This is a genomic window from Caballeronia insecticola, from assembly GCF_000402035.1.
Classification (GTDB): domain Bacteria; phylum Pseudomonadota; class Gammaproteobacteria; order Burkholderiales; family Burkholderiaceae; genus Caballeronia; species Caballeronia insecticola.
The window spans coordinates 34541-55552 of the sequence record NC_021295.1; the positions used below are offsets into that span (position 1 = coordinate 34541).

The 21012-nt window shown below is 59.1% G+C and carries 15 protein-coding genes; 5 read left to right on the forward strand and 10 right to left on the reverse strand.

Annotation, left to right across the window (positions count from 1 at the left end):
- Window positions 1-27 precede the first annotated feature (27 nt).
- Both BRPE64_RS32035 and BRPE64_RS30645 read right to left on the reverse strand, forming a co-directional pair.
- Window positions 28-2610, reverse strand: a complete 2583-nt coding sequence (locus tag BRPE64_RS32035) for a winged helix-turn-helix domain-containing protein (protein ID WP_016355551.1) — start codon at window positions 2608-2610, stop codon at window positions 28-30.
- Window positions 2611-3168: 558 nt separating this feature from the next.
- Window positions 3169-4548: a winged helix-turn-helix domain-containing protein gene (locus BRPE64_RS30645; protein ID WP_016355554.1), complete on the reverse strand. Its 1380-nt coding sequence runs from the start codon at window positions 4546-4548 to the stop codon at window positions 3169-3171.
- Window positions 4549-5208: 660 nt separating this feature from the next.
- On the opposite strand from BRPE64_RS30645, the gene BRPE64_RS30650 reads away from it, so the two are divergent.
- From BRPE64_RS30650 to BRPE64_RS30660, 3 genes are all read left to right on the forward strand, one after another.
- Window positions 5209-7833: a PAS domain-containing sensor histidine kinase gene (locus BRPE64_RS30650; RefSeq protein ID WP_016355556.1), complete on the forward strand. Its 2625-nt coding sequence runs from the start codon at window positions 5209-5211 to the stop codon at window positions 7831-7833.
- Between the two features lie 145 nt (window positions 7834-7978).
- Entirely contained in the window at window positions 7979-8359 is a 381-nt protein-coding gene (locus BRPE64_RS30655) for a response regulator (RefSeq protein ID WP_044044025.1), read from the forward strand.
- A gap of 28 nt (window positions 8360-8387) precedes the next feature.
- Window positions 8388-9038, forward strand: a complete 651-nt coding sequence (locus tag BRPE64_RS30660) for a response regulator transcription factor (protein ID WP_051180637.1) — start codon at window positions 8388-8390, stop codon at window positions 9036-9038.
- 112 nt (window positions 9039-9150) lie between these two features.
- Here BRPE64_RS30660 and BRPE64_RS30665 read toward each other — a convergent pair whose 3' ends face one another.
- Window positions 9151-9738, reverse strand: a complete 588-nt coding sequence (locus BRPE64_RS30665; RefSeq protein WP_016355559.1) for a TetR/AcrR family transcriptional regulator — start codon at window positions 9736-9738, stop codon at window positions 9151-9153.
- 567 nt (window positions 9739-10305) lie between these two features.
- Here BRPE64_RS30665 and BRPE64_RS30670 point away from each other — a divergent pair.
- Window positions 10306-10713, forward strand: coding sequence for a hypothetical protein (locus BRPE64_RS30670; protein ID WP_016355560.1), 408 nt, complete (start codon window positions 10306-10308; stop codon window positions 10711-10713).
- A 138-nt stretch (window positions 10714-10851) separates the two neighbouring features.
- Here the strand turns inward: BRPE64_RS30670 and BRPE64_RS30675 are convergent, their stop codons facing one another.
- From BRPE64_RS30675 to BRPE64_RS30685, 4 genes are all read right to left on the reverse strand, one after another.
- On the reverse strand, window positions 10852-11298 hold the full coding sequence (locus BRPE64_RS30675) for a MarR family winged helix-turn-helix transcriptional regulator (protein ID WP_160167952.1): 447 nt from the start codon (window positions 11296-11298) through the stop codon (window positions 10852-10854).
- Between the two features lie 179 nt (window positions 11299-11477).
- On the reverse strand, window positions 11478-11744 hold the full coding sequence (locus BRPE64_RS32595) for a DUF1272 domain-containing protein (RefSeq protein ID WP_084675912.1): 267 nt from the start codon (window positions 11742-11744) through the stop codon (window positions 11478-11480).
- Between the two features lie 110 nt (window positions 11745-11854).
- Window positions 11855-12733 (reverse strand): aldo/keto reductase, encoded by an 879-nt coding sequence (locus BRPE64_RS30680; protein WP_016355563.1) that lies wholly within the window; start codon window positions 12731-12733, stop codon window positions 11855-11857.
- Between the two features lie 193 nt (window positions 12734-12926).
- Complete coding sequence (locus BRPE64_RS30685) at window positions 12927-13739, reverse strand: isocitrate lyase/PEP mutase family protein (protein ID WP_016355564.1); 813 nt, start codon at window positions 13737-13739, stop codon at window positions 12927-12929.
- Window positions 13740-14373: 634 nt separating this feature from the next.
- Between BRPE64_RS30685 and BRPE64_RS30690 the strand changes: the two genes are divergently transcribed.
- The gene (locus BRPE64_RS30690) at window positions 14374-14691 is read left to right on the forward strand and encodes a hypothetical protein (RefSeq protein WP_016355567.1); all 318 of its coding nucleotides are present in this window, start codon (window positions 14374-14376) and stop codon (window positions 14689-14691) included.
- Between the two features lie 233 nt (window positions 14692-14924).
- On the opposite strand, the gene BRPE64_RS30695 is transcribed toward BRPE64_RS30690, so the two are convergent.
- From BRPE64_RS30695 to BRPE64_RS30705, 3 genes are read right to left on the reverse strand one after another with little or no spacing between them, the layout of a single operon-like run.
- Window positions 14925-16409, reverse strand: a complete 1485-nt coding sequence (locus BRPE64_RS30695; protein ID WP_016355568.1) for an efflux transporter outer membrane subunit — start codon at window positions 16407-16409, stop codon at window positions 14925-14927.
- Window positions 16406-19582 carry an efflux RND transporter permease subunit gene (locus tag BRPE64_RS30700; protein ID WP_016355569.1) on the reverse strand — a complete coding sequence of 1059 codons (3177 nt, stop codon included), beginning with the start codon at window positions 19580-19582 and terminating at the stop codon, window positions 16406-16408. Before BRPE64_RS30700 ends, BRPE64_RS30695 begins: the two co-directional genes overlap by 4 nt.
- Window positions 19579-20850, reverse strand: a complete 1272-nt coding sequence (locus tag BRPE64_RS30705; RefSeq protein ID WP_016355570.1) for an efflux RND transporter periplasmic adaptor subunit — start codon at window positions 20848-20850, stop codon at window positions 19579-19581. The genes BRPE64_RS30700 and BRPE64_RS30705 overlap by 4 nt, the downstream gene beginning before the upstream one ends.
- Between the last annotated feature and the right edge of the window lie 162 nt (window positions 20851-21012).

Below are 21012 nucleotides of genomic sequence, written 5' to 3' on the forward strand. Positions count from 1 at the left end.
TCTTTCGGCACGCGCTGATGCAAACCGTTACTTGCCCGCGAAAGAGGGTCCGAGATCGTCGAGCGATCGCCTCAAGCCTTCCAGGTCAGGCTGATACCACCAGCTCTCGTGCTTGACACCGTGTTCAAGCGCCTGGTCCACCTCGGTCAGCGCCCTGGCGTGCTGGCCGCTTGCTGCCAACGCCTTCGCAAATTCACCGATGATCAATGGCATCGGTGCCAGATACCCGGTCTGGCGGATTCGATCAATCGATGACGCCATCTCCAGAAGCTCGTCTGCCGTGAGGCGGCGATCCATTGCTTCGGCGATCCACGCCAGCGCGTCGCAACATGCCGACCAAATGCGCAGCCCGGCCCGGCGGCAACGAATCTCGAGCTCGCCCACCGCACGCACCAGCGCCTCCCGATTACGTTGCAGTATCGCGATGGGAATCGTCGCTTCGATGAGGATGTAGGCAATGGTGAGTTCATGGCCCGCCATGTTCGCTGTTTCCTCGGCGAGCTCAGCCTGCTGCAAACAATCTCCCGTCTCTCCGAGAAACCAGTTGACGCGTGCCAGGGACGCCTGGATCGCTGCAATCTGATCAGTGCGTACGCCGGTGGTGGACCAGCGAAACTTCCTTATCTCTGATGTGCTCAAGGCGGCAATCAGTTCGTCGCGTGCCTCTGCGTGCTTGCCTGCATAGTGAAGGGTCAGTCCCATCACTCTGCAACCGAGTGCGACATGCAGCGGGGAAGCGATCCTTTGTGACTCTGAACGGAAGCGCAAGGCATAAGTCAGAGCTTGAGCGGGCTCGCCCGCATACAAGCTTCGATTCCACAATCCCCAGATGGCCCGTAAAAAATGACCGCTATCCTGGCTGGTTTGCGCGAGCAGGAGCGCTTCCTTCCAGGTCGACTCGACTTGCGTGCTCGGCCCTTGCGTATAGACCGCTGCCGACGCGTAGGCCGACAAGATTCCAAGACGAGCCTGCACCGGTCGGGCAGTGACGTTCGGGTTCTTGAGCGCATCAAGGGCAACGGATGCCCAGTGCTCGCATTCATCGAGCAAGGGCAATTCAAAGAGGACCGGGACTGCCGTGCCCGCCAGTTCGATGCCGATGTGCGCGCGCTCATCACGATCGAACGCCCACGACATGGCGGCTCGCATGTTGCCGATTTCAGCGCCCACCACGTGGTGAGCGGCGTCGACGCTGATCTGCTCCGATCGATAGGGGCCCTTGGCGAAGAAATCGCGGAAAAAAGAGGCGTGCGCCGCTGACGCAGCCGGGGTCTCGCCGAGTTCGTCGAGACGCGAGCGAGCGTAAGCCTGCGCGCTTTCCAGCTGTCGAAACCGACGCGGGCTCGCACGGTCGATATGAAGAAGCGACTTCGTGACAAGCCCGGCCAGCGCCTGAACGGTCTCGGCCTCGGACACGCCGCGCCGGGTCATGAGCGCGCTCGCTGCTTCCAGCGAGAACCCGTCCACGAAGATGCCGGTCAGCCGAAACAACATCTGCTCCGTGGGCGACAGCAGGTTGTAGCTCCAATCGAACACGGCGCGCAATGTCTGATGTCGCGGTGGAAGATCCCGGGAACCGCCTCTCAGAATCGCGAACCGGTCGTCCAGGTGCATGCGCACCGTGTCCAATCCCAGTGCAGCGGATCTTGCCGCCGCGAGTTCGATAGCGAGCGGAAAACCTTCGAGGCGTCTACAGATCTCCCCGATAAGACCCAGGCTGGATTCGTCGATCTGAAACTCGGCGGACGAGCGACGTAGCCGATGCAAAAAGAGCTTCACCGCATCGGTCTCCACGACCTCTGCCTGAGGCGCCAAGGGCGCGGGGCAGGCAAGTGTGGGTACCGCGTACACCCTCTCTGAATGAATTTGCAGCGGTTCGCGGCTCGTAGCCAGTACGCGTACCGACGGGTTGCCCAACGTCAGTGTTTGAGTGACGTATGCGGCGCTTTCGATCAAGTGCTCGCAGTTGTCCAGAATGATCAGACATGGGAAGTCGCGTAGTTTCCGCGCCAATTCTTCCACCGACAAGACGCTTCCCTTCAGCACGTCCGAAAAACTGGACAGCAGCGCTTCCTTCAAATGGCGATCGCTCTGCAGAGGAGCAAGAGAGATGAATCGGATGCAGGGGAAAGCGGAGTCGAGAAGATGGCAGATTTCGAGCGCAAGGCTGGTCTTCCCGATGCCTCCGGCACCGGTCAGCGTAACAACCTGGCTCGACTCGAAGGAACTGAGGACCTCATGGACGGCCGAACTTCGTCCAAAGAGCCTGTCGACTGGCGGCAGATCGCTGGATCGCGCGAGGCGCTCTGAAGATGCTGTGTCCGGTTGGGGCAAAAGCATGTAGCCCAAGCCTGAAACCGTTCTCAGCAGATCGCGGGACGGCCCCAGCGCCCGCCGGAGCGCAACAATATGAACCTGCAGATTGTTCTCTTCGACGATTCGCTTCGGCCAGGCATGTTCGAGAAGCTTGTCTTTCGAGATCACCGTGCCGCGCGACGCGATGAGCGCCTCGAGGATCGCAAAGGCGCGGCTGCTCAACGAGCACGGGACGTCCTGCCGGAAAACCGTTCGCTCGGTAAGGCACACCTGCAAGGGACCAACATTGATCATCCGGCGTCCTGGCCGCGAAGCGTTAGTGACACAACTCTCTTTTCGGGTGCATGGACCGACGCTTCAGGTCGTGCCGTCGTCCTTGATCGAGACCGCGCTTCTGTCATCGCGCAGATACATGGGGGCCGCACGGATCTGGTGCGAGACGGCGCGCCGAGATGGCATATCTGGCCGTTTCGCAGCGCGATAACGACAGCATCGAATTTTAAGGATTTTCAGCTTTCTTAGCTAACTTTTTAAAATACGGCTGACGTGATACCGCGCTCGTGCGATTTCCAGCTTTTCGATGCGACACGCAGTGAAGAATTGACATCTGGAGGGCGATCGACATCCATCTGACGATCGCGTGTCACGCGATGGCTGGCGCGTCACGAGTGGCGAAATGTTCCCGCGCTCAGGAAGGACTTCCGTGAACGCCTCTGTTCAAGGTGGTCGGGCTTTGAAAATTGCTTGTGACTGGTTTTGGCGGCCAGCGCGTGCCGCGAGGGTTGTCGACTGTGGAGAGTCATCGCCAGAAGCGAGCGAACGCGAAAAAAAGCGGGGGCTCGCTCGTGAAGTCTAGCGAGCGTCGCGCTTTGGGGCATCTGCGGGCGGCAATACGCCTCGATGGCGCAAGAAGCGCTTGACGGTGCGTGGCATGCGATATGTCACGGTGGCGCCATGGAGCGATCGAAGAAGCAGGCATCTATCTACAAGCCGGTCCAGCGCCGCGATCACGACTTCAAGAGAGCGCCTGGTTGCATCGACTATTTCCTGAAGCCGAAGCGCATCCGCTTCCGCGTCGATGAATTTCATTAATACATCACGGTCGGCGTGGCTGGGTTCGACCCAGGTCCACAGGAACGTCGAGTCGAGCGAGCCATGGCGGCTTTCGACCATGCGCCGGACCCCGTGGGACGGAAGGGGGATGTCGCGCTCCAGTAGATAGCAGACGGAATCGATGCCGAGCATCGCAGTGTAACGAGCAGCGAGTTCGATGGCGAGCGGAAGGCCGTCCATCTCCGTCACGATCGTGTGCGCCTTGGTGGCGAAGTCGTCGCCGATTTCGCTATCTGGCGACAGCGTCTGCACTCGCGAGATGAACATCTCGACCGCGTCGTTCGGTTCGCCGTTCGAAGCCGAGGCTGAAAGGGCGGGTACCCGGATGACTGTTTCCATCGACGCATTGAGAGGCGCACGCGTCGTGAGGAGGAGTGCGGTGCGAGTCTCGTGCCTGAACGTGCTGCTGTCACGGATTGCCTGAAGCGCCGCATCGTGAGATCGATCGCAATCATCGAGTATCAGGATTTTATCGGGCCCATTGTCCGTGCGTTTGAGCAGTGCGGCCGAACCGAGCGTTTCGAGTGCCGCGCCGATGAGATCATATGCACTCTTTTGAGTGGAGGCGTCAGCGAGTGAGACATGGGCCACTTGAACACCGCGATCATGGACAAGTTTGCCCGCGGTTTCGATTGCCAGTCGCGACTTTCCCACCCCTCCCGGCCCGGCAAGCGTGACAAGCAACTCATCTCGATCGAAGGCATCGAGCAGCCGGCCGATGCACCGTTCGCGACCAAAAAGCCGACCCTGCACCCCGGGAAGCACGAAGCCGGTTTGTGTAAGATCGGCTCCGGTTGAAGGCATGCCCGAAGATGAACGCTCGTTCAAGGCGTAAGGTTGCATCGAGATTCGATAGCCGCGACCGGAGACGGTCTGAATCAGGTCGCGATGCTCGCCGAGCATTCGACGGAGCTTGGAGACGTGGACCTGGATGTTGTTCTTGTCGACGACCGTGCAGGGCCATACCTTGCCGAGTATCTCTTCGGTCGAAACCAGTTCGCCATTTGCATCGAGAAGCAACTGCAGGAGATCGAACCCGGAACTACTGATGGGCAACCTCTCGCCGCGGCGCAGCACTTGACGCGTCTCGCGCAAGATTTCGAATTCACCGATCTTCATCCGGCATCTCAATAGGCAAACAGCCGTGACAACGTTTCGGAGGAGGCATCTCAAGGAGCCTCACGCGCCTCGGCGAGCTTTAGTCCGACCGCCTGCATCGAATAGCAGCACCCCTATGACCTTCATCTTGCATCTAAGCTCACAATTAAGAAGCTTTCAGCGGATCACAAGGAAATAAAGGGGTGTTTCGACAATACTTACAGTATTGATTCGAAACCGTACGGAGAGCCGCCCGCTTGCATGCGTGACGACCGATTCTTTTCTTGTGTTGCCCATCGAAACGATAAGGCGGGAAAGCTCGGCATCTATCGTCTATTCGGACTATTCTACCGAGTATGGAGCAAAACCAAAAGCATAAGCGGAGCGTATTCTTACGAGTAGAGGATAGCTGTTATCTTGATTCTGTTGGCGTAAGATGGTTTTGCAAGCTGCCAATGCGTTCTAAGCGCGGGAAAACCATGTCGGTTGGTACTCCCCGATGCGCCTGCGAATTTTCAGACGGATCGGCCGGTAAGAACAGGCGATCCTCTGAGCCAGTTGAGCGAGGGAGCAAACATGCTACGGACGGCGGCACAGCCATCGTAATCGTATCGCAGGGATGGTCGGACACATTTCCGGAAGGAATTTGAAATGTCGCGACGCACAAACAGAGAGGTAGCCATGCAATCGGTCGAGACCCGTCGGCCGGAGACCGCGTTCACGCTTCGGGATGAACCCCGGCTTGGTGGCGAATCCTCGGGAGAGCCGCGCCTCAATCCTGACGTCAGATCAGCAGATCGTCTCGATCAGCTGGCGGAGATGCTTCTTCCGTCGAGTCCGCATCCAGGCGGGGATATGGCCGATGCCCTTCGGACATTGTTCCGGTGTCTGATCGAAGCATTCAAGGTCGATCTGGTAGCGCTCCGAGTAGAGAACGCCTCAGGTGGTCGGTTCATCGAGATCGTGGAGCACGGAACAGAGGGCGATCGTGTTGCCGCGACCGGCGAACGACAATCTTTCGTCGACTTCCTGGAGACGGAGGACGCTTCAGCGTACCCGGCGCGCAACCCCCGCGGCGAAGTCATTTCGCGTATTTTCCAGGCGAAACTGAACATCGGCGCAATGCGAGGTGTATTCGTCGTCGACGCCGGATCGCAGCATGCGCGTGACGCGACCGAAGTGCTCGCGTTTCGACTCACCGCACGAAAAATAGAGAAGGATATCCGCGACGAGTTGAGTCATCGGTCGGCGCGCGTGAGCTTTGCCCGGGCGGTGGCGCGGGGCGGCACAAGCTCGGTTGCGCTGGCGGCCAAGGAAGGTCTGCTCGTCGATCAGTTTCATGGCCGGCGGAACATGGCTCCCGTCCCGGCGCGCAACCGGTACGTGAAGGGGCGCGGGGACCAGCGCCTGCGGCAAATGTTCGACCTGGTGCCGATCATGGCGTGGAGCAGTTTTCCCGACGGCACATGTGAATTTCTAAACAGGTTCCACAGCGAATATACCGGCATGAGCGCCGCGCAATCGCGGCAATGGGGCTGGCAAAAGGCCATGCATCCCCACGACCTGGCGCACCGCATGGAGAAGTGGCGCGAGTCTCTCCATTCCGGGCAACCGAGCGAAGCCGAAGTTAGAATCCGCCGCCATGACGGGATCTATCGATGGTTCCTGCTGCGTATCGAGCCATTTCACGATGCCTCGGGAGAAATCGTGCGCTGGTATGGCGCGGGGACCGACATCGAGGACAGAAAGCGTGCCGAAGAGAACTGGGCCGCCAGTGAGAAGCGGCTGAGTCTTATCGTCAACACGATTCCCATGCTGATCTGGTCATGCCGGACAACGGGCGACGCCGATTTCTTCAATGACCAGTGGTACAAATACACTGAGCTTACGCCCGCCCAGAGTGGTGGCTGGGGATGGATGAGCGCGCTCCACCATGATGATCTGCAACGCGTTACCCAACATTGGCGCACCGTGCTCAGCATGGCGGAGCAAGACGATGTCGGAACCGAAGTGCGATTCAGGGGAAAGGACGGTGATTACCGCTGGTTCTGGTTGAGAGCGAGCGCGATGCGCGATGAGGTCGGCGTAATCAAGCGATGGTATCTCACCAGTATCAACATCCATGATCGCAAGCTTGCCGAAGAGTGTGTGCGACGCAGCGAAGCGTTGTTGGCAGAGGCGCAACGGCTCACCGGATTAGGGATTTTCTCCTGGCATGCGGGTTCGAACTCCGTGACGCTGTGTGACCAGTTGTACAGCATCTTTGGATTCGAACCTGGAACGCGGGTCGACAGATCCATGATCGAAGGACGCGTGCATCCTGACGACAAACCTTTCGTCTTCGATGGAATCAGTCAGAAAAAACGCGGAGGGAAGAATTTCGAGGAGAAACTTCGAATTCTCATGCCGGACGGATCGACCAAGTACTTGCACTACTGCATTTACGATACGACGGGTCCGACCGGGAAAATCGAATACATCGGCACGGTTCAGGACGTAACCGAGCAGCACCTTGCAACCGAAGCGCTCACGCAAGCGCGCGTGGAACTCGCGCAAGCGGTCAGGGCCAGCAGCCTGGGAGTGCTTACAGCGTCCATAGCGCATGAGGTGAACCAGCCGCTGGCGGGCATCCTCACAAACGCCAACACGTGTCTGCGAATGTTGAGCAGCGTGCCGCCGAACGTGGATGGCGCGGTAGAGACGGCAAGGCGAACCATACGTGACGGAAAGCGGGCGGCCGCAGTGATTTGCCGGTTGAGAGAATTGTTCAGTCACAAGGAAATCAACGCGAGCTGGTGGGATCTTCGCTCCGCGACACATGAAGTGATCGAACTCATCCAGAGCGAGGTTCGCAAGAATCGAATTCTGGTGAGGGAACTGCACGACCGTCAAATCCCGCTGGTCAAGGGAGACAGGATTCAGCTGCAGCAAGTCCTCATGAATCTCGTACGGAACGCGATCGATGCCATCAAGATGGCGGACGGTTCGGGGCCGCGAATCGTCATCGTCGAAAGCCTTTACAAGGAAGGTCGCGCACATCTCACGGTGCAAGACTCAGGCGTCGGGTTCGAAGCCGGTGCGATCGACAAGCTGTTTGATCCTTTCTACAGTACGAAGGAGGATGGCATGGGCATCGGGCTGTCGGTGAGCCGATGGATCGTGCGAGCCCATGGCGGCGATCTTTGGGCGAGCTCGAACGAAAGACGCGGAGCGACGTTCGGATTCTCGATTCCGTGTCAGTCTTCGTCGAGCAACGAAAACGAGGCCAGCGAAGTCGAGCCGGAACGGCCGAAACCAATACTTTAGTCTGATAGGCGAAAGAACCAGTGCGGGCTATCTTCATCAGTGCTTCCCGGAAAGAACGACGTATTGAATGACTGCAACGCAGCGGCGACTCGGCATTTCTTATCGCCGATCTGCGCCTCCGGTCTGCTCGCGATGGGACTGCTCCATGGAAAAGCGGCTACTTGTATCTGTGGTCGATGATGACGAGTCGGTGCGAGAGTCGCTACCCGATCTCTTGTGGGAGATGGGGTTCGAGCCTTGCGCATTCGCGTCAGCGGAGGAATTCCTTGAGTCCGGATCGGTGGAAAAGACGAAGTGCCTGATCCTGGACATCAAGATGCCGGGCATGAGCGGACCCGAATTGGCATCGACCCTGAGGGCGAGGGGCATCTTCATCCCGGTCATATTCATAACGGCTAACGACCGGAACATTTATCGCATGGACGTGGTTGCCGAGCATGCGGTAGCTTGTCTTTACAAACCTTTCAGTGACGAGGATTTATACAACGCGTTACTGGAGGCAGGTAAGAGAGGCGAAGGGAATTGATTTCAACAACTTGGTGAAGATCATGAACATGACATCGGCAGACGTAAACACCGGGACATCGGCGCGACCGACGGTCTTGCCACCCATGGTCTTCATTGTCGACGATGACATTTCCATACGCGAGTCGCTCGAGCCTTTCATGCGGCACGAGGGCTTCGACGTCAAGACCTTCAGCAGCGCGAGTTCGTTCCTGGAACATCCTCCCATTCAAGGCCCGGGCTGCGTCATTCTTGACATTGCCATGCCGGGGTTGAGCGGCCTCGAGTTGCAGAGCGCGCTGGTGGTCGACCGGCCGGCCATGCCGATCATCTTTTTGACCGGCAGCGAAGACCCGCCAACGATAGTTCGAGCGATGAAGGCAGGCGCCGTGGAGTTCCTGACCAAGCCGTTCGACGATGAAGCGCTGCTCGATGCGGTCAAGTCAGCGGTCGAACGCAGTAAGACTTTGGTGCGCAACGAGTGCCGCAAGACCCGCATACGAAGGCGCTACGGTGATCTGACGCGGCGTGAACGCGAGGTCATGTCTCTGGTGATGCAAGGGAAGTTGAACCGCGACATCGGTCAGGATCTCGGCATCACCGAAATCACGGTCAAGGCACATCGAGGTCAGGTGATGCGAAAGATGGAGGCCGCGTCACTCGCGGAATTGATTCACATGGCTGCGGATGCCGGAATTTGACCGGGGGTGACGAGCGCAGGCTGCAGCCAACCAATGTCTTCGCAGCCCGCGCGCAATTGTCCCGGATATATGTGTATCTACACTAACAACCACGACAAAAAGCGCCTGATCCCTATGCGGCCGACGTCACGCTCTTTCGCGAAGCAAACAGCGCGATCAACTCCGAAGAGACGGCGTTCAAGATCTGGCGAGAAAGCTTGGGATCCGGGACGGCGCGAGCCAGGCCCAAAGCGCCAACCATGGCGCTGTATATGAGGATTGCCTTCGCTCGCTTGCTTCCCTCGGTTTCCTCGGGCAATTTGCCCTCCAAAGATGCCAGGCTGGCTTCGAGTCGTTCGGCGTAGACTTCGCGCGCGTCTTCGGTGCTTCGTGCGATATCGTTGATCAACGACGAGATCGGGCATCCGTTGGCAAAGTCATCGCGGTGGTCTTCCGAAAGATAGGCCTGAATGCTCTTCTTGAGCGTAGGCTGAGCGGTCAGCACCGAGTCTTCCATTTCCTGGCAGGCAGCCCCCATGGCCTCGACTACCAGGTCGTCACGCGTGGCGAAGTGCTTGTAGAAGCCGCCAACCGTCATTCCCGCTTCTTTCATCACGTCCGCGACACTGATACCTTCGAGACCGAGTTCACGAAAGCGCCGTGAGGCGACGTCTAAAATTCGCTGATGCGACTCAGCCTTTTCTGCTTGGGAATACCCCATGATTTACTCTCCTCAGCGCAACCGGCTGTAGTGAAACATGATAATCCACATTGCCCATTCTCGCAGGTCCTGGGCGAGAATTGCAGCCATGATGCGTCAAATAACTAGGGGCGCATCATAAAGTTTTCAAAATCGTCAGATTATAGGGGCATTTTCAATGCGTCTAAAGTGCCCAGACGCCTCCGGATGCCGGACGAGTCCGGCGACGGCTTGACGATAGAGTAAGGGCTACCCCACGGAGTCCCATTGCGCTCAGAAGGCGAGCGCCGTGTGCCACCCTGAAACCAACGGCAGCGGGGTGCATGGACCAGTCTCGAAGTGCATGCCAGGATGACTCGTCGCGCCGCGTTTTCATCGCAGACCCGTGATTTACTCTCGGCATCTTCGACTGGACGCACTGAATCGCTAGGGCGTTAAATGCGACGGAAAATTAAAAATGGAATCAAGATAGACCTTAAGGTCAACTGCAAGAACAGAGCCTCGCTGATAACATTTATATTGTCGATATGAAGCGTGGGTTGAAACGCCTTGAGACCCGGTAAAGACCATCCCATCCCTCGTATACGCATGTCAAAAGCATCGATGCTGCCGATGCCGCGAGAAGATGCTGACGAATTGATTGGAAGGATGAGAGACGCGTTGCGGGCCGTGCTTGCGCAGAACGGAGGACAGCGGGAAATAACGCTGTTGGCGCGGTCGGTGTTACTGACGAGCTTCCTCACTGAGGCGGGCTTTGGTCAACTCCAGCCGTGCTATCTGCGTCAAACCGAGGCGATGCTGCTTGGCGTGCTGGATCGAGCCGAGTCGACGGTTGACTGGATGGTCCCGGACTCGCTCTTCGAGCGGCTGGTCGCCGTAATCGACGAACACGATCGTCAGTTGAGGTGTGTCCGCTTCTCAGCCGTAGTGGACGCCACGCGGAGACTCGAACGTCTTCTGGTGGCGACGCAGCGAACGATGCTGGCCGACCCTTAACGTCAGGCGCCCGGAAGACGTCTGGTCTTACCCGATTCAACGGCCGAGGCATGATGCATACCGTGGCCATACGCGCTTACGCTCGACGCGTGGGTGTAACTTACGTCCATTTTCCGAGAATTGCGCGTCGATCACGGGCTATTCCGCCGCCATCTCCTCGTCGACGTTTTCGACCAGCGACTTGAACGCGGGCAAAGTCGCGCACGCGTGAATCGAAAAGTCGGATCTCACGAGCAACTGGTCCAGTTCAGCTTCGGCAGCGCTGACGCAAGCCGTCGCGCTTTGCAGACGTCCTGCTCCATCTTCGGTCAGTCGGTAGAGCAGGCGCTTCTTCTGCTCCGGATCCTTGGTCGACTCGATGAACCCGGCCCGGATCAACGGCTGGAGCGATCGCTGCAGCGCGGAGCGCTCTATCACCAAGGTATCGGCGAGATCCTGATGGGCAATCGGCCCCCGCCCGCCGACCGCCTCGAGAATGCCGTGCTGGCTGATGGTCAGCGAGATGCCGGCGAGATGTCGGTTATACACGCGCGTCATGTAACGAGCCGTGCGCATCAGCGCCAAACCATATCTTTCATCTTTCATGGTGGTCTCTTGCAGAGTAGTTCGCCATGTTTCCGTCGATCCGACTTGACCGAAGGCTGCTGGATCTCGCGAGGGATGTCGCGTAAGGAGCGCTTCCCGATCAGTGAAGCGAGAAACGCCCGCATGCATCTTCAACCGGACAAGCGAGCCTGCTCAAGAACGCGAGCACAAGATCCGATCTAACTTCGCTGAGCGGCCCCACCATGCTCGGCCATGCAATTCGCGTTGAAGACGCGTTCGACCGAGGCGGGGTGTTTAGCGAGCATTGCATCGGGCCGGATCGGACGTGCAACCAAGTCGCCTCCGCAGTTCGGGCAGATTCCATTCAGCACGTTATCGGCACAATCAGAACAAAATGTGCATTCGAATGTGCACATGCGCGCATCGTGAGAAGCGGGCGGCAAGTCTTTGGCGCAGCACTCGCAGTTTGGGCGTAGTTGAAGCATTGTCGTCCTCCTTGTGGAATTTCTCTGAGACACGCCGTCAGCGCGGTAGCGCATTCGGGTGACGTCGGTCGCTCGGCTTTGCGAGGCCATCTCCGTGCGTAGCCAGGTTCTCAGATCGCCGAGATCCTTCGACCTTGCCGGTCCAGTTCATCGAACTGTTCATCCGTCAACTTCACGCTCGCACCGGCGACGTTTTCGACGAGGTGATCGACGCTACCCGTTCCCGGAATCGGGATCATGACCTTGGCGCGTCTCAACAACCACGCAAGCGCAACGGCTCCGGTCGTCACGCCGTGTTCGATGGCGATCGTGCTGACGATCGAGCCCGGTCTTGCAAGTTCGCCAGCGGCGAGGGGATACCACGGGATGAAGCCGATTCCATGCTGCTCGCAATAGTCCAGCACCGCCTCGCTCTTTCTATCGATGAGGTTGTACTGATTTTGAACGGTAGCCACTTTGAAGTGCTTCTGTGCGGCTTCGATGTCATCGACCGGCACTTCGCTGAGGCCCACGTGACGGATCAAACCCTCCTTTTGCATGGACGCAACGGCTTCGAATTGTTCGTCGCGCGGCACCTTCGGATCGACGCGATGCAATTGCCAGAGATCGATCTGTTCCACGCCAAGACGCCTCAAACTCGTCACTACGCATTGCCTGAGATATTCCGGCCGACCAAGCGGCAACCAGATATCCGGCCCCGGCCTGGTGAGCCCGCCCTTGGTCGCGATGACCATGCCTTTGTAAGGATGCAGCGCCTCCTTGATCAGATACTCGCTGTCGTACGGTCCGTACGAGTCGGCTGTATCGATGAAGTTGACGTCAACTTCGGAGAGATGCTTGAGCGTCGCAATTGCAGTGTCGTGATTGGCTGGCGCGCCCCAGATGCCGGGTCCGGTGATGCGCATCGCGCCGAATCCCAAGCGGTTGACGACCAGGTCGCCACCGATGGCAAACGTACCCGCATCGGCAGCAGAGATTGACTTTGACATCGGCGTTTCCTTTCGGTTGAGAGTGGAATATCGTTGCGTCCGGTAAGTCGCCGGAAGTGTTCTGGATCGTCATGCAATTGCATGGACATCGACGTCTGGAGCCGTGCGCCACGTCGATCCGGACCGTCCCGTTGCGCGTTGTCCTGTGCTCCGCGCCATGCGCAAGCGATGACGGCCGGACGGTGCGCCGCGCTTAGTTGACCGGCAAGTTGGCGAAAAGGCCCTGCGCCTCGCCATACGGCAACGGGTTGTCATTGAGCACGTCCGATCGGCCGTGCTTCAAGAAGTCCTGAACCAGGGCCTTTGCCTTGCCGAGGACGACTTGCGAGACCCCGCCTCCGGCGCTCAGTCGTCGGACGCCAAGCTTGCCAAGCGTGGCGGCATCCGGGAGTCCCGGCACCGCCATGACATTGAGCGGCAACCGGACTGCCTTGCTGATTTCTTCGATCTCGGACGGAATCATGAGTGCCGGAAGGAACAGGCCATCTGCGCCCGCGGACGCATAAAGATTTCCGCGGGCAATGGCCTCGTGCGGCCGAGCGGCTTTGTCCACCAGGCTTGCCAGGAACACATCAGAGCGCGCATTGACGAACAGATCCGCACCGGCTTTCGAAACCGCATTCTTGATCGCCTCGATCTTGGCAGCGAGCAGGGACGCATCGTCGCGCCCGTCTTCGATGTTGATGCCCGTGATACCGAGTTCGACGAGTCCCATGACGTTCTTCGCAACCGCCTCCGGGCTGTCGGAATAGCCATGCTCGACGTCGACCGTGAGCGGAACCTTCAACACTCTTACGATGCGGCGTACGGATCCGGTTACTTCTGCCATCGGGAGAATCCGCCCGTCCTGATAGCCGAGCGCCCATGCAAAGCCGGCACTGGTCGTTGCGACGGCTTGCGCACCTTGCGCCTCGATCAGCCGCGCGCTCCCGGCGTCCCACGCGTTCGGAAGCAGGAGAGGAGTGGAGTTATCGTGCAGCTTGCGGAAATTGCTTGCGCTAGACATATGCTTGCCTCAGATGATTTAACGATAAGTGCCAAGTCGTTACAGCATGCATTGCTGAAACGATATTCGGCGACTGATACCGTTCGTGTGATCGAGCTGGTGTGGCGAGAAAGGCCGGAGGATGGCTGCGGACAGATTGCTACGCTGACGCTTCCGATTACGCCACATCCGATCCTCCTTCTCAATTAGACTAAGGTATCGCTTCTCCGGAGCCGAACAGCGGGGATCCGTCAATCGAAATGCCGCCATGGGCCGCGGAAGTATTGAAGCCGAACATCACAGCGATCATCGATCAATTCAAACCCACAAGGCGGAATCGCTTCGATGTCAGTTGCTTAAAGAAACTATATGCAAATCGCCCGCGATCGACTACTAACCGGAATCAGGAAGCTGTTCCCCATAAAATGGATAGATTGATCGGCGCCGCGGCCGCCGAGAAGCCGGAAGATTCAGTTTGGCGTCGTTTAATGTGGAAGTCGGGCGTAAGCTAGGAGTTTTCCCTTATCTACGGCGGCTTCCGGCAGGGTTCAAGTGCATCGTCGGCGGAACGCTGATATTCTGAGAGCACCCTGGCCTAACCACGGAGGTCGAAATGCGTAGGAATGTCGAGCTGCTCACAACGATACTTTCTTTCATGCAGAATCACGCAAGCCCCACACAGTGTTGTAAGGACATTGAAAATGGGGCGGGAAAGGCGGAAGGGTTCGGCTGGCCCGAAGTCAGGCTGCATCTGGCGCTGTTGAAGGACATGGGTCTCGTTACCGAATGCACCACGCCCGCCGAGTATCGATTGACCAGCGCGGGATATGATGTGATCGAGAGCGCAGACCCGATTGCACAGATGAAGGCGTGGACGAGGGTGCCCAACAATCCGAATACACCAATGACGCCGACTTTCGCCTCATCGCGTCATCCGCTGCCGCCCGCGATCCGGAGTCAGAGTTTTACGTAAGCTGTTGCGCAGCCTGAACAGACAGCGATGCTGCATTCTTGCATCGCTATAAAGCCCCATCTCGAAGACACGTCGAGATGGGGCTTTTTTTGGGCAGAGAGGAAAGCGTGGCAGTCACCTGGCCCGTAGACGCTACGGGCTGAATGGCGGGTCCGGGATGTTCATATCCACGTACCAGCCATCCGTTGGTGGCTTTTTGCAGGTGAAGGGCACGTTCGAGCGATTCGGATGCGTCAGTTCGCTTGAGCTTGGGCAACCTGCACCGGTGCGTTCCAGCCACCGCCCAACGCACGGAACGTCCTGACCGCCGCTCGCGCCGCATCGGCCTTCGACGCATCGAGTTCGTCGCGCGAGAGGAGCAGCTGCCGATCCGCGTCGAGCACGTCGGTCAGCGTGATCGAGCCAGCGCGGTATGCCTTCTCCGAGAGGTCGCGGGCTCGGATCAGCGCATTGACTTCCTCTTGCAGTTCCTGCGTACGGAGCTCCGTCTGTGACAGCGTGACGAAGGCGTTCTCGACGTCCTCGGTTGCCTTGAGGGCCGCCTCCCGGTATTGCGCCAACGCTTCCGCATATGCACCGCGCGCGTTCTTGACCTCGGCATCGACCTTGCCGAAATCGAACAGGCGCCACCGCAGCGCACCACTGCCAATCGGTTGGAACGCTTTCGCGCTGAACAGATGGTTGGTGGTGATGCTGTCGAATCCCAGTGCGCCAGATAGCGAGATCTTCGGATAGTAGTCCGACAGCGCTACTCCGATTTCCTCGTTGGACGCCGCCAGATGTCGCTCGGCCGCAATGATGTCAGGACGCCGGCGCAACACGTCGACCGGCTGATCGCCAGTGCCGATTGCCGGCACGTCGGGGATCACTGCCAGGTTCGTGGCGTTGAGTTCGGCCGCGTAGGTCCCCGGTTGCACACCCATCAACACGTCGAGGCGGTTCAACTGGGCCTCGAGGTTGACGCGCAGTTCCGGCATGCTGGCCCGCGCTTGCCGGAGCAGCGCCTGCGCCTGCGCGACTTCGCGTTCCGTCGCGGCGCCGGCTTTCTTGCGAGCCTGAACGAGCTCCAGCAGATGCGCGTCGGTATCGATCTGATCCTGCACGACCAGAAGTCTCGACTGGAGTCCCCGGATCTGCATGTAGGCATCGGCGGCGTCCGCGGCGACCGTGATGCGCGTGCCTACCTGAGCCGCCTCGGCCGCTTGTTCCTCGGCGCCCGCTGCGGCCCGGGCGCGCCGCAGCCCGCCAGCGAGATCGATTTCCCAGCTGGCTGTCGCACCGACCGTGTATTCCTTCTGGTCGCGGCTGTAGTTCGGGAAAGCGCTTGCCAAAGAACCAAGGGGACTCTGGGTACTCTGGTGCAGCGCCGTGTAGGATGCGCCGGCATCAACCGTGGGCAGCAACGCGGCGCCCGCGGCCTGCGCCGCTGCGCGAGCCTGTGCGACTCTCGCAATGGATGCCTGCAAGGTCAGGTTCTGATCCAATGCCCGCTGTACGACCTTCTCGAGCATTGGGTCATTGAACCCCGTCCACCAGGTATCGAGCTTGGGCGCCGCCAGCGTCGTTTGCCGGTTTGCCACCGCTTCGGTGTTATGGAACGGTGCCATTTCCGTTTTCGGGGCCACGTAGTCGGGTCCGACAGCGCAGCCCGCGAGCGCCGCGCCGATGATCAGACTACCGATGACAGCCTTCGATGTTCTAGCGAAAAAGTGCCTCATTTGGCTTCTCCGCTTTCAAGTTTGGGAGAGGTTGAGTCGGCGCCTCGCGTGGCCATTTTGCGCACCGCCGCGTAGAACGCGGGTGTGAACGCGAGACCGAAGATGGTCACGCCGATCATCCCGAAGAAGACGGTCGTTCCAAGCGACTGCCGCATTTCCGAGCCCGCACCCGAGGCAATGGCAAGGGGCGCCACGCCTGCAATGAATGCAAACGACGTCATCAGAATCGGACGCAGCCGGACATGAGCCGCGTGCGTAGCCGCGTCCTCGGCGCCGACGCCATCCTCTTGCTGACGTTGCCTTGCGAACTCGACGATGAGAATCGCGTTCTTGGCGGCGAGCCCGACAAGCACCACGAATCCGATCTGCGCAAGAATGTCGATTGGCATTCCGCGTATGTCGAGGCCGATCGCGGCCGCAAGCAGACACATCGGAACGATGAGCACGATCGCAAGCGGTGTCGTCCAGCTTTCATACTGGGCCGCCAGCACCAGGAACACGAACAACGCCGATGCCGCGAAGATCACGAGAGGCGACATGGTCTGCTCTTTCTGCTGGTGAGCAAGATCGGTCCATTCGAGCGCGATGCCGTTAGGCAGCACCTGTTCCGCGAGCTGCTCCATTCGGTCCATCGCTTCACCCGAGGAATAGCCGGGTCCGGCTCCGCCCATGACTTCAGCCGCGGGGTACAGGTTGTAGCGAGGTACGCGATACGGCAAGGTCGTGGCCTTGAAACTGGCCACCGAACTGATGGGCACCATTTCTCCGTCGGCATTGCGCACCTTCAGTCGCCCGAGGTCTTCCGGCGTCTGACGGAATGACTCGTCTCCCTGAACCCGCACTTGATACGTGCGCCCGAAGTAGTTGAAGTCATTCACGTATTGTGAGCCGAGATAGAGCTCCATCGTGGAGAAGACATCGGTTGGAGTGAGTCCGACTTTCTCCGCCTTCAGGCGATCGATGTCTGCGAACACGGTAGGCGCGCCGGCGTTATAGAGCGTGAACACCCCACCGAAGGTCTTGTCCTTGTTCGCGGCAGCGACGAGCGCATTCGCAGCCTGAGCCAGCGCTTGCGGCCCGAGGCCGGCACGGTCTTCGAGCATCAGCTTGAAGCCGCCTGCCGAGCCGAGACCCTGTACCGCCGGCGGGTTGATGACGATCACCGTGGCATCCTTGATACCGGCGAGACGCTCACGCAGCTTGACCAGCATCGTTGCCGCGGTAACGCCCTTCACATGCTTTCCGTAGAGCGAAGGAAGCCCTGTGAACACCGTTCCGACGTTGGGCGCGATGGTATTGGTGGTGACGTCGAATCCCGTCACAGGCGAGGTGTGGTCGATGCCCGGCGTTTTCAAAGCGATATCGTTGACCTGGCGAACGATCTTGTCGGTTCGTTCAAGACTCGACCCCGGTGGCAACAACACCACGATGATCTGGTAACCAATGTCCTGTTCCGGAATGAAGCCCGTGGACATTCTCGACATCTGCAGACCCGTGGCGCCGATCAGTCCGGCATAGACGATCAGCATGACCGTCGTGGCGCGAACCATGCGCGAGGTCAGCTTCCCATACTTGTTCGAAAGCCAGTCGAACGCCGAGTTGAAGCGACCGAAAATCGCGTGGTGGATGCGTCCGATCGCCGTGGTTCCGCCGTGCGTCTTTTCCATGTCGTGCGGCTTGAGCATCACGGCGCAGAGCGCCGGGCTCAGTGTGAGCGAAACGAAGCACGAGATGACGGTCGATGCCGCAATGGTGATGGCGAACTGTTTGAAGAAGAGGCCGGTGATACCCACCATCATCGCGGCGGGGCCGAACACCGCGCAAAGCGTGAGCGCAATGGCAATGAGCGCGGTGGAGACCTCGTTCATCGTCTGATGCGCCGCCTCGCGTGGTGTCATGCCTAGCGCCATGTTCCGCTCGACGTTCTCCACCACGACAATGGCATCGTCGACCACGATACCTACCGCGAGCACTAACCCGAACAGAGACAAGTTGTTGATCGACGCATGGAACAGCGCAAGAATCGTGAACGTGCCCAGCAGCGAAACTGGAATCGCGATCACGGGGATGATCGTGGAACGCCAGTTCTGCAGGAACAGGTAGACGACGCCTACGACCAGCAAGATGGCGATCACGATCGTCTCGATCACTTCTTCGATCGATTGCCCCACGAAGGTTGTCGGATCATAGATATTGATGTAATCGACACCTGGCGGGAAGGTCTTCTTGAGCTCCGCCATCTTGTCCCAGATCGCGTGCTCGACCTGCACCACGTTCGCGTCGGGGGTAGCGATCACGAACCATGGCGTTCCGGGATACCGGTCCGCATAAGCTTTGGAGCCGTAGTCGACAGAGCCGAGCTCCACGCGGCCGATGTCGCGAATACGCGTCACGCGGCCTTGCGAGTCGGACTTGACGATGACGTTGTTGAACTCGTCCGGCGTCGTCAGTCGCCCGAGTGCTTCGACGTTGATCTGATACGCGCCTTTGCTCGAAATCGGCGGTTGATTGAGTACCCCGGCCGAGACAGGCGCGTTCTGCGCGCGAAGGGCCGCCAGGATTTCGCTGGCGCGGATGTTGTAGGAAGCCGCACGATCGGGATCGATCCAGATCCGCATGGAATACTGCCGTTCGCCGAACATCTGAAAATCCTGCACGCCTGGCAGACGGGCAATCTGATCGCGAATCTTCAGCATGTAGTTGGACAGATACTCCGGACTGCGAGATCCGTCGGGCGAGTACACGTGTACCCCCAGCAAAAGTGCCTGGATCGTCTTTCGAACCTGAACGCCCTGAGCCTGAACCGGTGCCGGCAAGCGCGACAAGGTATCGTCCACGCGTCTGCTCGTAAGGGTCAGCGCAGTGTTCGCATCGGTACCGACCTTGAAGATCACCGTGATCGTCACCGAGCCGTTGCCGGTCGATTGGCTCGAGATGTAATCCATGTTCTCGACGCCGTTGATCGACTGCTCGAGCGGCGTCGCCACCGTGCGAGCAATGGTTTCTGCCGACGCTCCCGGATACGACGTCGTGATCTGAATCGTCGTCGGGACGATGCTCGGATACTGGGCGATCGGCAGGGACACCATCGTCACCAGGCCTATCAAGACCGCAAAGATGTTGAGCACCGCCGCAAATCGAGGGTGCTCAATAAAGAAGTGAGTGAGTTTCATGACTTCGCTCCACCGTTGCTCTCGCCCTGTTCGGACGAGAACTCAATGGTGCCCGCGTGGGGTGCGACCTTGGCGCCTGGCCTGACGGCCGGAATGCCATCGATGATGACCTTGTCGTTCGCCGTGATGCCCGACTTGATGACGCGCAATCCGCCACGCAAGTCACCCACTTCGACTTTCTTGGGTGTTGCCACATCGTCTTTTCCGAGGACATAGACCATATGGTCCGTCTGGTCGGCCAGCACCGCGGCGTCCGGCACCAATAGCGCGGGCTTCGGAGCGGAAGTGGCCAGACGCACCCGCGCAAAGCCGCCGGGCGTCAGACTGAAATCTGCATTGGGGATCGTCGCTCGCGCGTGGATCGTTCCGCTCGATCGATCAAGGGTGTTGTCGATAAAGTTGAGCGTTCCCTGCTTCTTGAAGGTGTCGTCACCCGTCGGCGAGATGTTCACCGCATCCGCCAGCGCGCCGGTTTGTCCCTCGCGCGTACGCTGGAAGGCCGCGAAGTCGTTCTCGCTCATATCGAAATCGAGGTAGATGGGGTCGAGCGAAACGATCGTGGCGAGCAAAGTCGTCGGACTGCTGCCGGCACGACTGCCGGAAACGAGATTGCCGATCGACACGAGGTGAGTGCCCATGCGGCCGGTGAACGGGGCCACGATCTTGCAACGGCCCAGGTCGAACCTCGCGTCCCGAATCAGGGCTTTTGCGTTATCGACGGCGGCTTCCGCGGCGTGCTGTTCAGCTACCTTCTGATCGACGTTCTGCACGGTGCCGGCATCCGAACGTTGCAATTCCTGAGCGCGCGCGAGCTCGCGCGTGGCCAGGGCGGAGCGCGCATTCGCGGAAGCGAGTGCCGCAGTCGCCTCATTCAACTTGATCTCGTACGGTTCCGGATCGATCTCGAACAGAAGATCGCCCTTATGCACGATGTCGCCGTCCTTGAAGTGAATCTGCGTGAGCGTGCCCCCGACCTGAGCGCGCAGTTCGACACGATTGACAGCCGAAAACTGACCGAGAAACCCGAGCCGCCCTTCGATGTCCCGGGTCAGTGGAGCGCTGACCGCGACCGGCGTCGGTGGAAGCGCGGCAGCAGGCGCCGTTCCGGACTTGTGAAGGTGCCAGGCCGCCACGCCGACCGCGGCAATGACGGCGAGGGCGACGGCCTTGCCGACCCAGCGTGTTTTGCCTGGACGCGTCGTGCCGGGCTTTACCGAAACACCAGGGGCAGTGCTCCCTAGCTCGGCTTGGTCTAAACGGTCATTCATAGCAATCCCAATGAAGTGAACAGGCTGGTAACGATGAAGGTGTCGGCCGAGTCTGTTTAGATGATCAATATTTACTATCCGGCTGGAAGATAATATGTATAATCCAGAATGTCAAGGCCAAAGAAGTTGCGGTACTGATGTTCGATCGAACGATCGGTAGCT

What these genes read in the sequence shown, in the direction of transcription:
- BRPE64_RS32595 (WP_084675912.1), bottom strand. Translation starts at nt 11,744, where the DNA reads ATGCTTCAACTACGCCCAAACTGCGAGTGCTGCGCCAAAGACTTGCCG.
- BRPE64_RS30680 (WP_016355563.1), bottom strand. Translation starts at nt 12,733, where the DNA reads ATGTCAAAGTCAATCTCTGCTGCCGATGCGGGTACGTTTGCCATCGGT.
- BRPE64_RS30665 (WP_016355559.1), bottom strand. Translation starts at nt 9,738, where the DNA reads ATGGGGTATTCCCAAGCAGAAAAGGCTGAGTCGCATCAGCGAATTTTA.
- BRPE64_RS30690 (WP_016355567.1), top strand. Translation starts at nt 14,374, where the DNA reads ATGCAGAATCACGCAAGCCCCACACAGTGTTGTAAGGACATTGAAAAT.
- BRPE64_RS30700 (WP_016355569.1), bottom strand. Translation starts at nt 19,582, where the DNA reads ATGAAACTCACTCACTTCTTTATTGAGCACCCTCGATTTGCGGCGGTG.
- BRPE64_RS32035 (WP_016355551.1), bottom strand. Translation starts at nt 2,610, where the DNA reads ATGATCAATGTTGGTCCCTTGCAGGTGTGCCTTACCGAGCGAACGGTT.
- BRPE64_RS30695 (WP_016355568.1), bottom strand. Translation starts at nt 16,409, where the DNA reads ATGAGGCACTTTTTCGCTAGAACATCGAAGGCTGTCATCGGTAGTCTG.
- BRPE64_RS30650 (WP_016355556.1), top strand. Translation starts at nt 5,209, where the DNA reads ATGCAATCGGTCGAGACCCGTCGGCCGGAGACCGCGTTCACGCTTCGG.
- BRPE64_RS30670 (WP_016355560.1), top strand. Translation starts at nt 10,306, where the DNA reads ATGTCAAAAGCATCGATGCTGCCGATGCCGCGAGAAGATGCTGACGAA.
- BRPE64_RS30675 (WP_160167952.1), bottom strand. Translation starts at nt 11,298, where the DNA reads ATGAAAGATGAAAGATATGGTTTGGCGCTGATGCGCACGGCTCGTTAC.
- BRPE64_RS30660 (WP_051180637.1), top strand. Translation starts at nt 8,388, where the DNA reads ATGACATCGGCAGACGTAAACACCGGGACATCGGCGCGACCGACGGTC.
- BRPE64_RS30705 (WP_016355570.1), bottom strand. Translation starts at nt 20,850, where the DNA reads ATGAATGACCGTTTAGACCAAGCCGAGCTAGGGAGCACTGCCCCTGGT.
- BRPE64_RS30655 (WP_044044025.1), top strand. Translation starts at nt 7,979, where the DNA reads ATGGAAAAGCGGCTACTTGTATCTGTGGTCGATGATGACGAGTCGGTG.
- BRPE64_RS30645 (WP_016355554.1), bottom strand. Translation starts at nt 4,548, where the DNA reads ATGAAGATCGGTGAATTCGAAATCTTGCGCGAGACGCGTCAAGTGCTG.
- BRPE64_RS30685 (WP_016355564.1), bottom strand. Translation starts at nt 13,739, where the DNA reads ATGTCTAGCGCAAGCAATTTCCGCAAGCTGCACGATAACTCCACTCCT.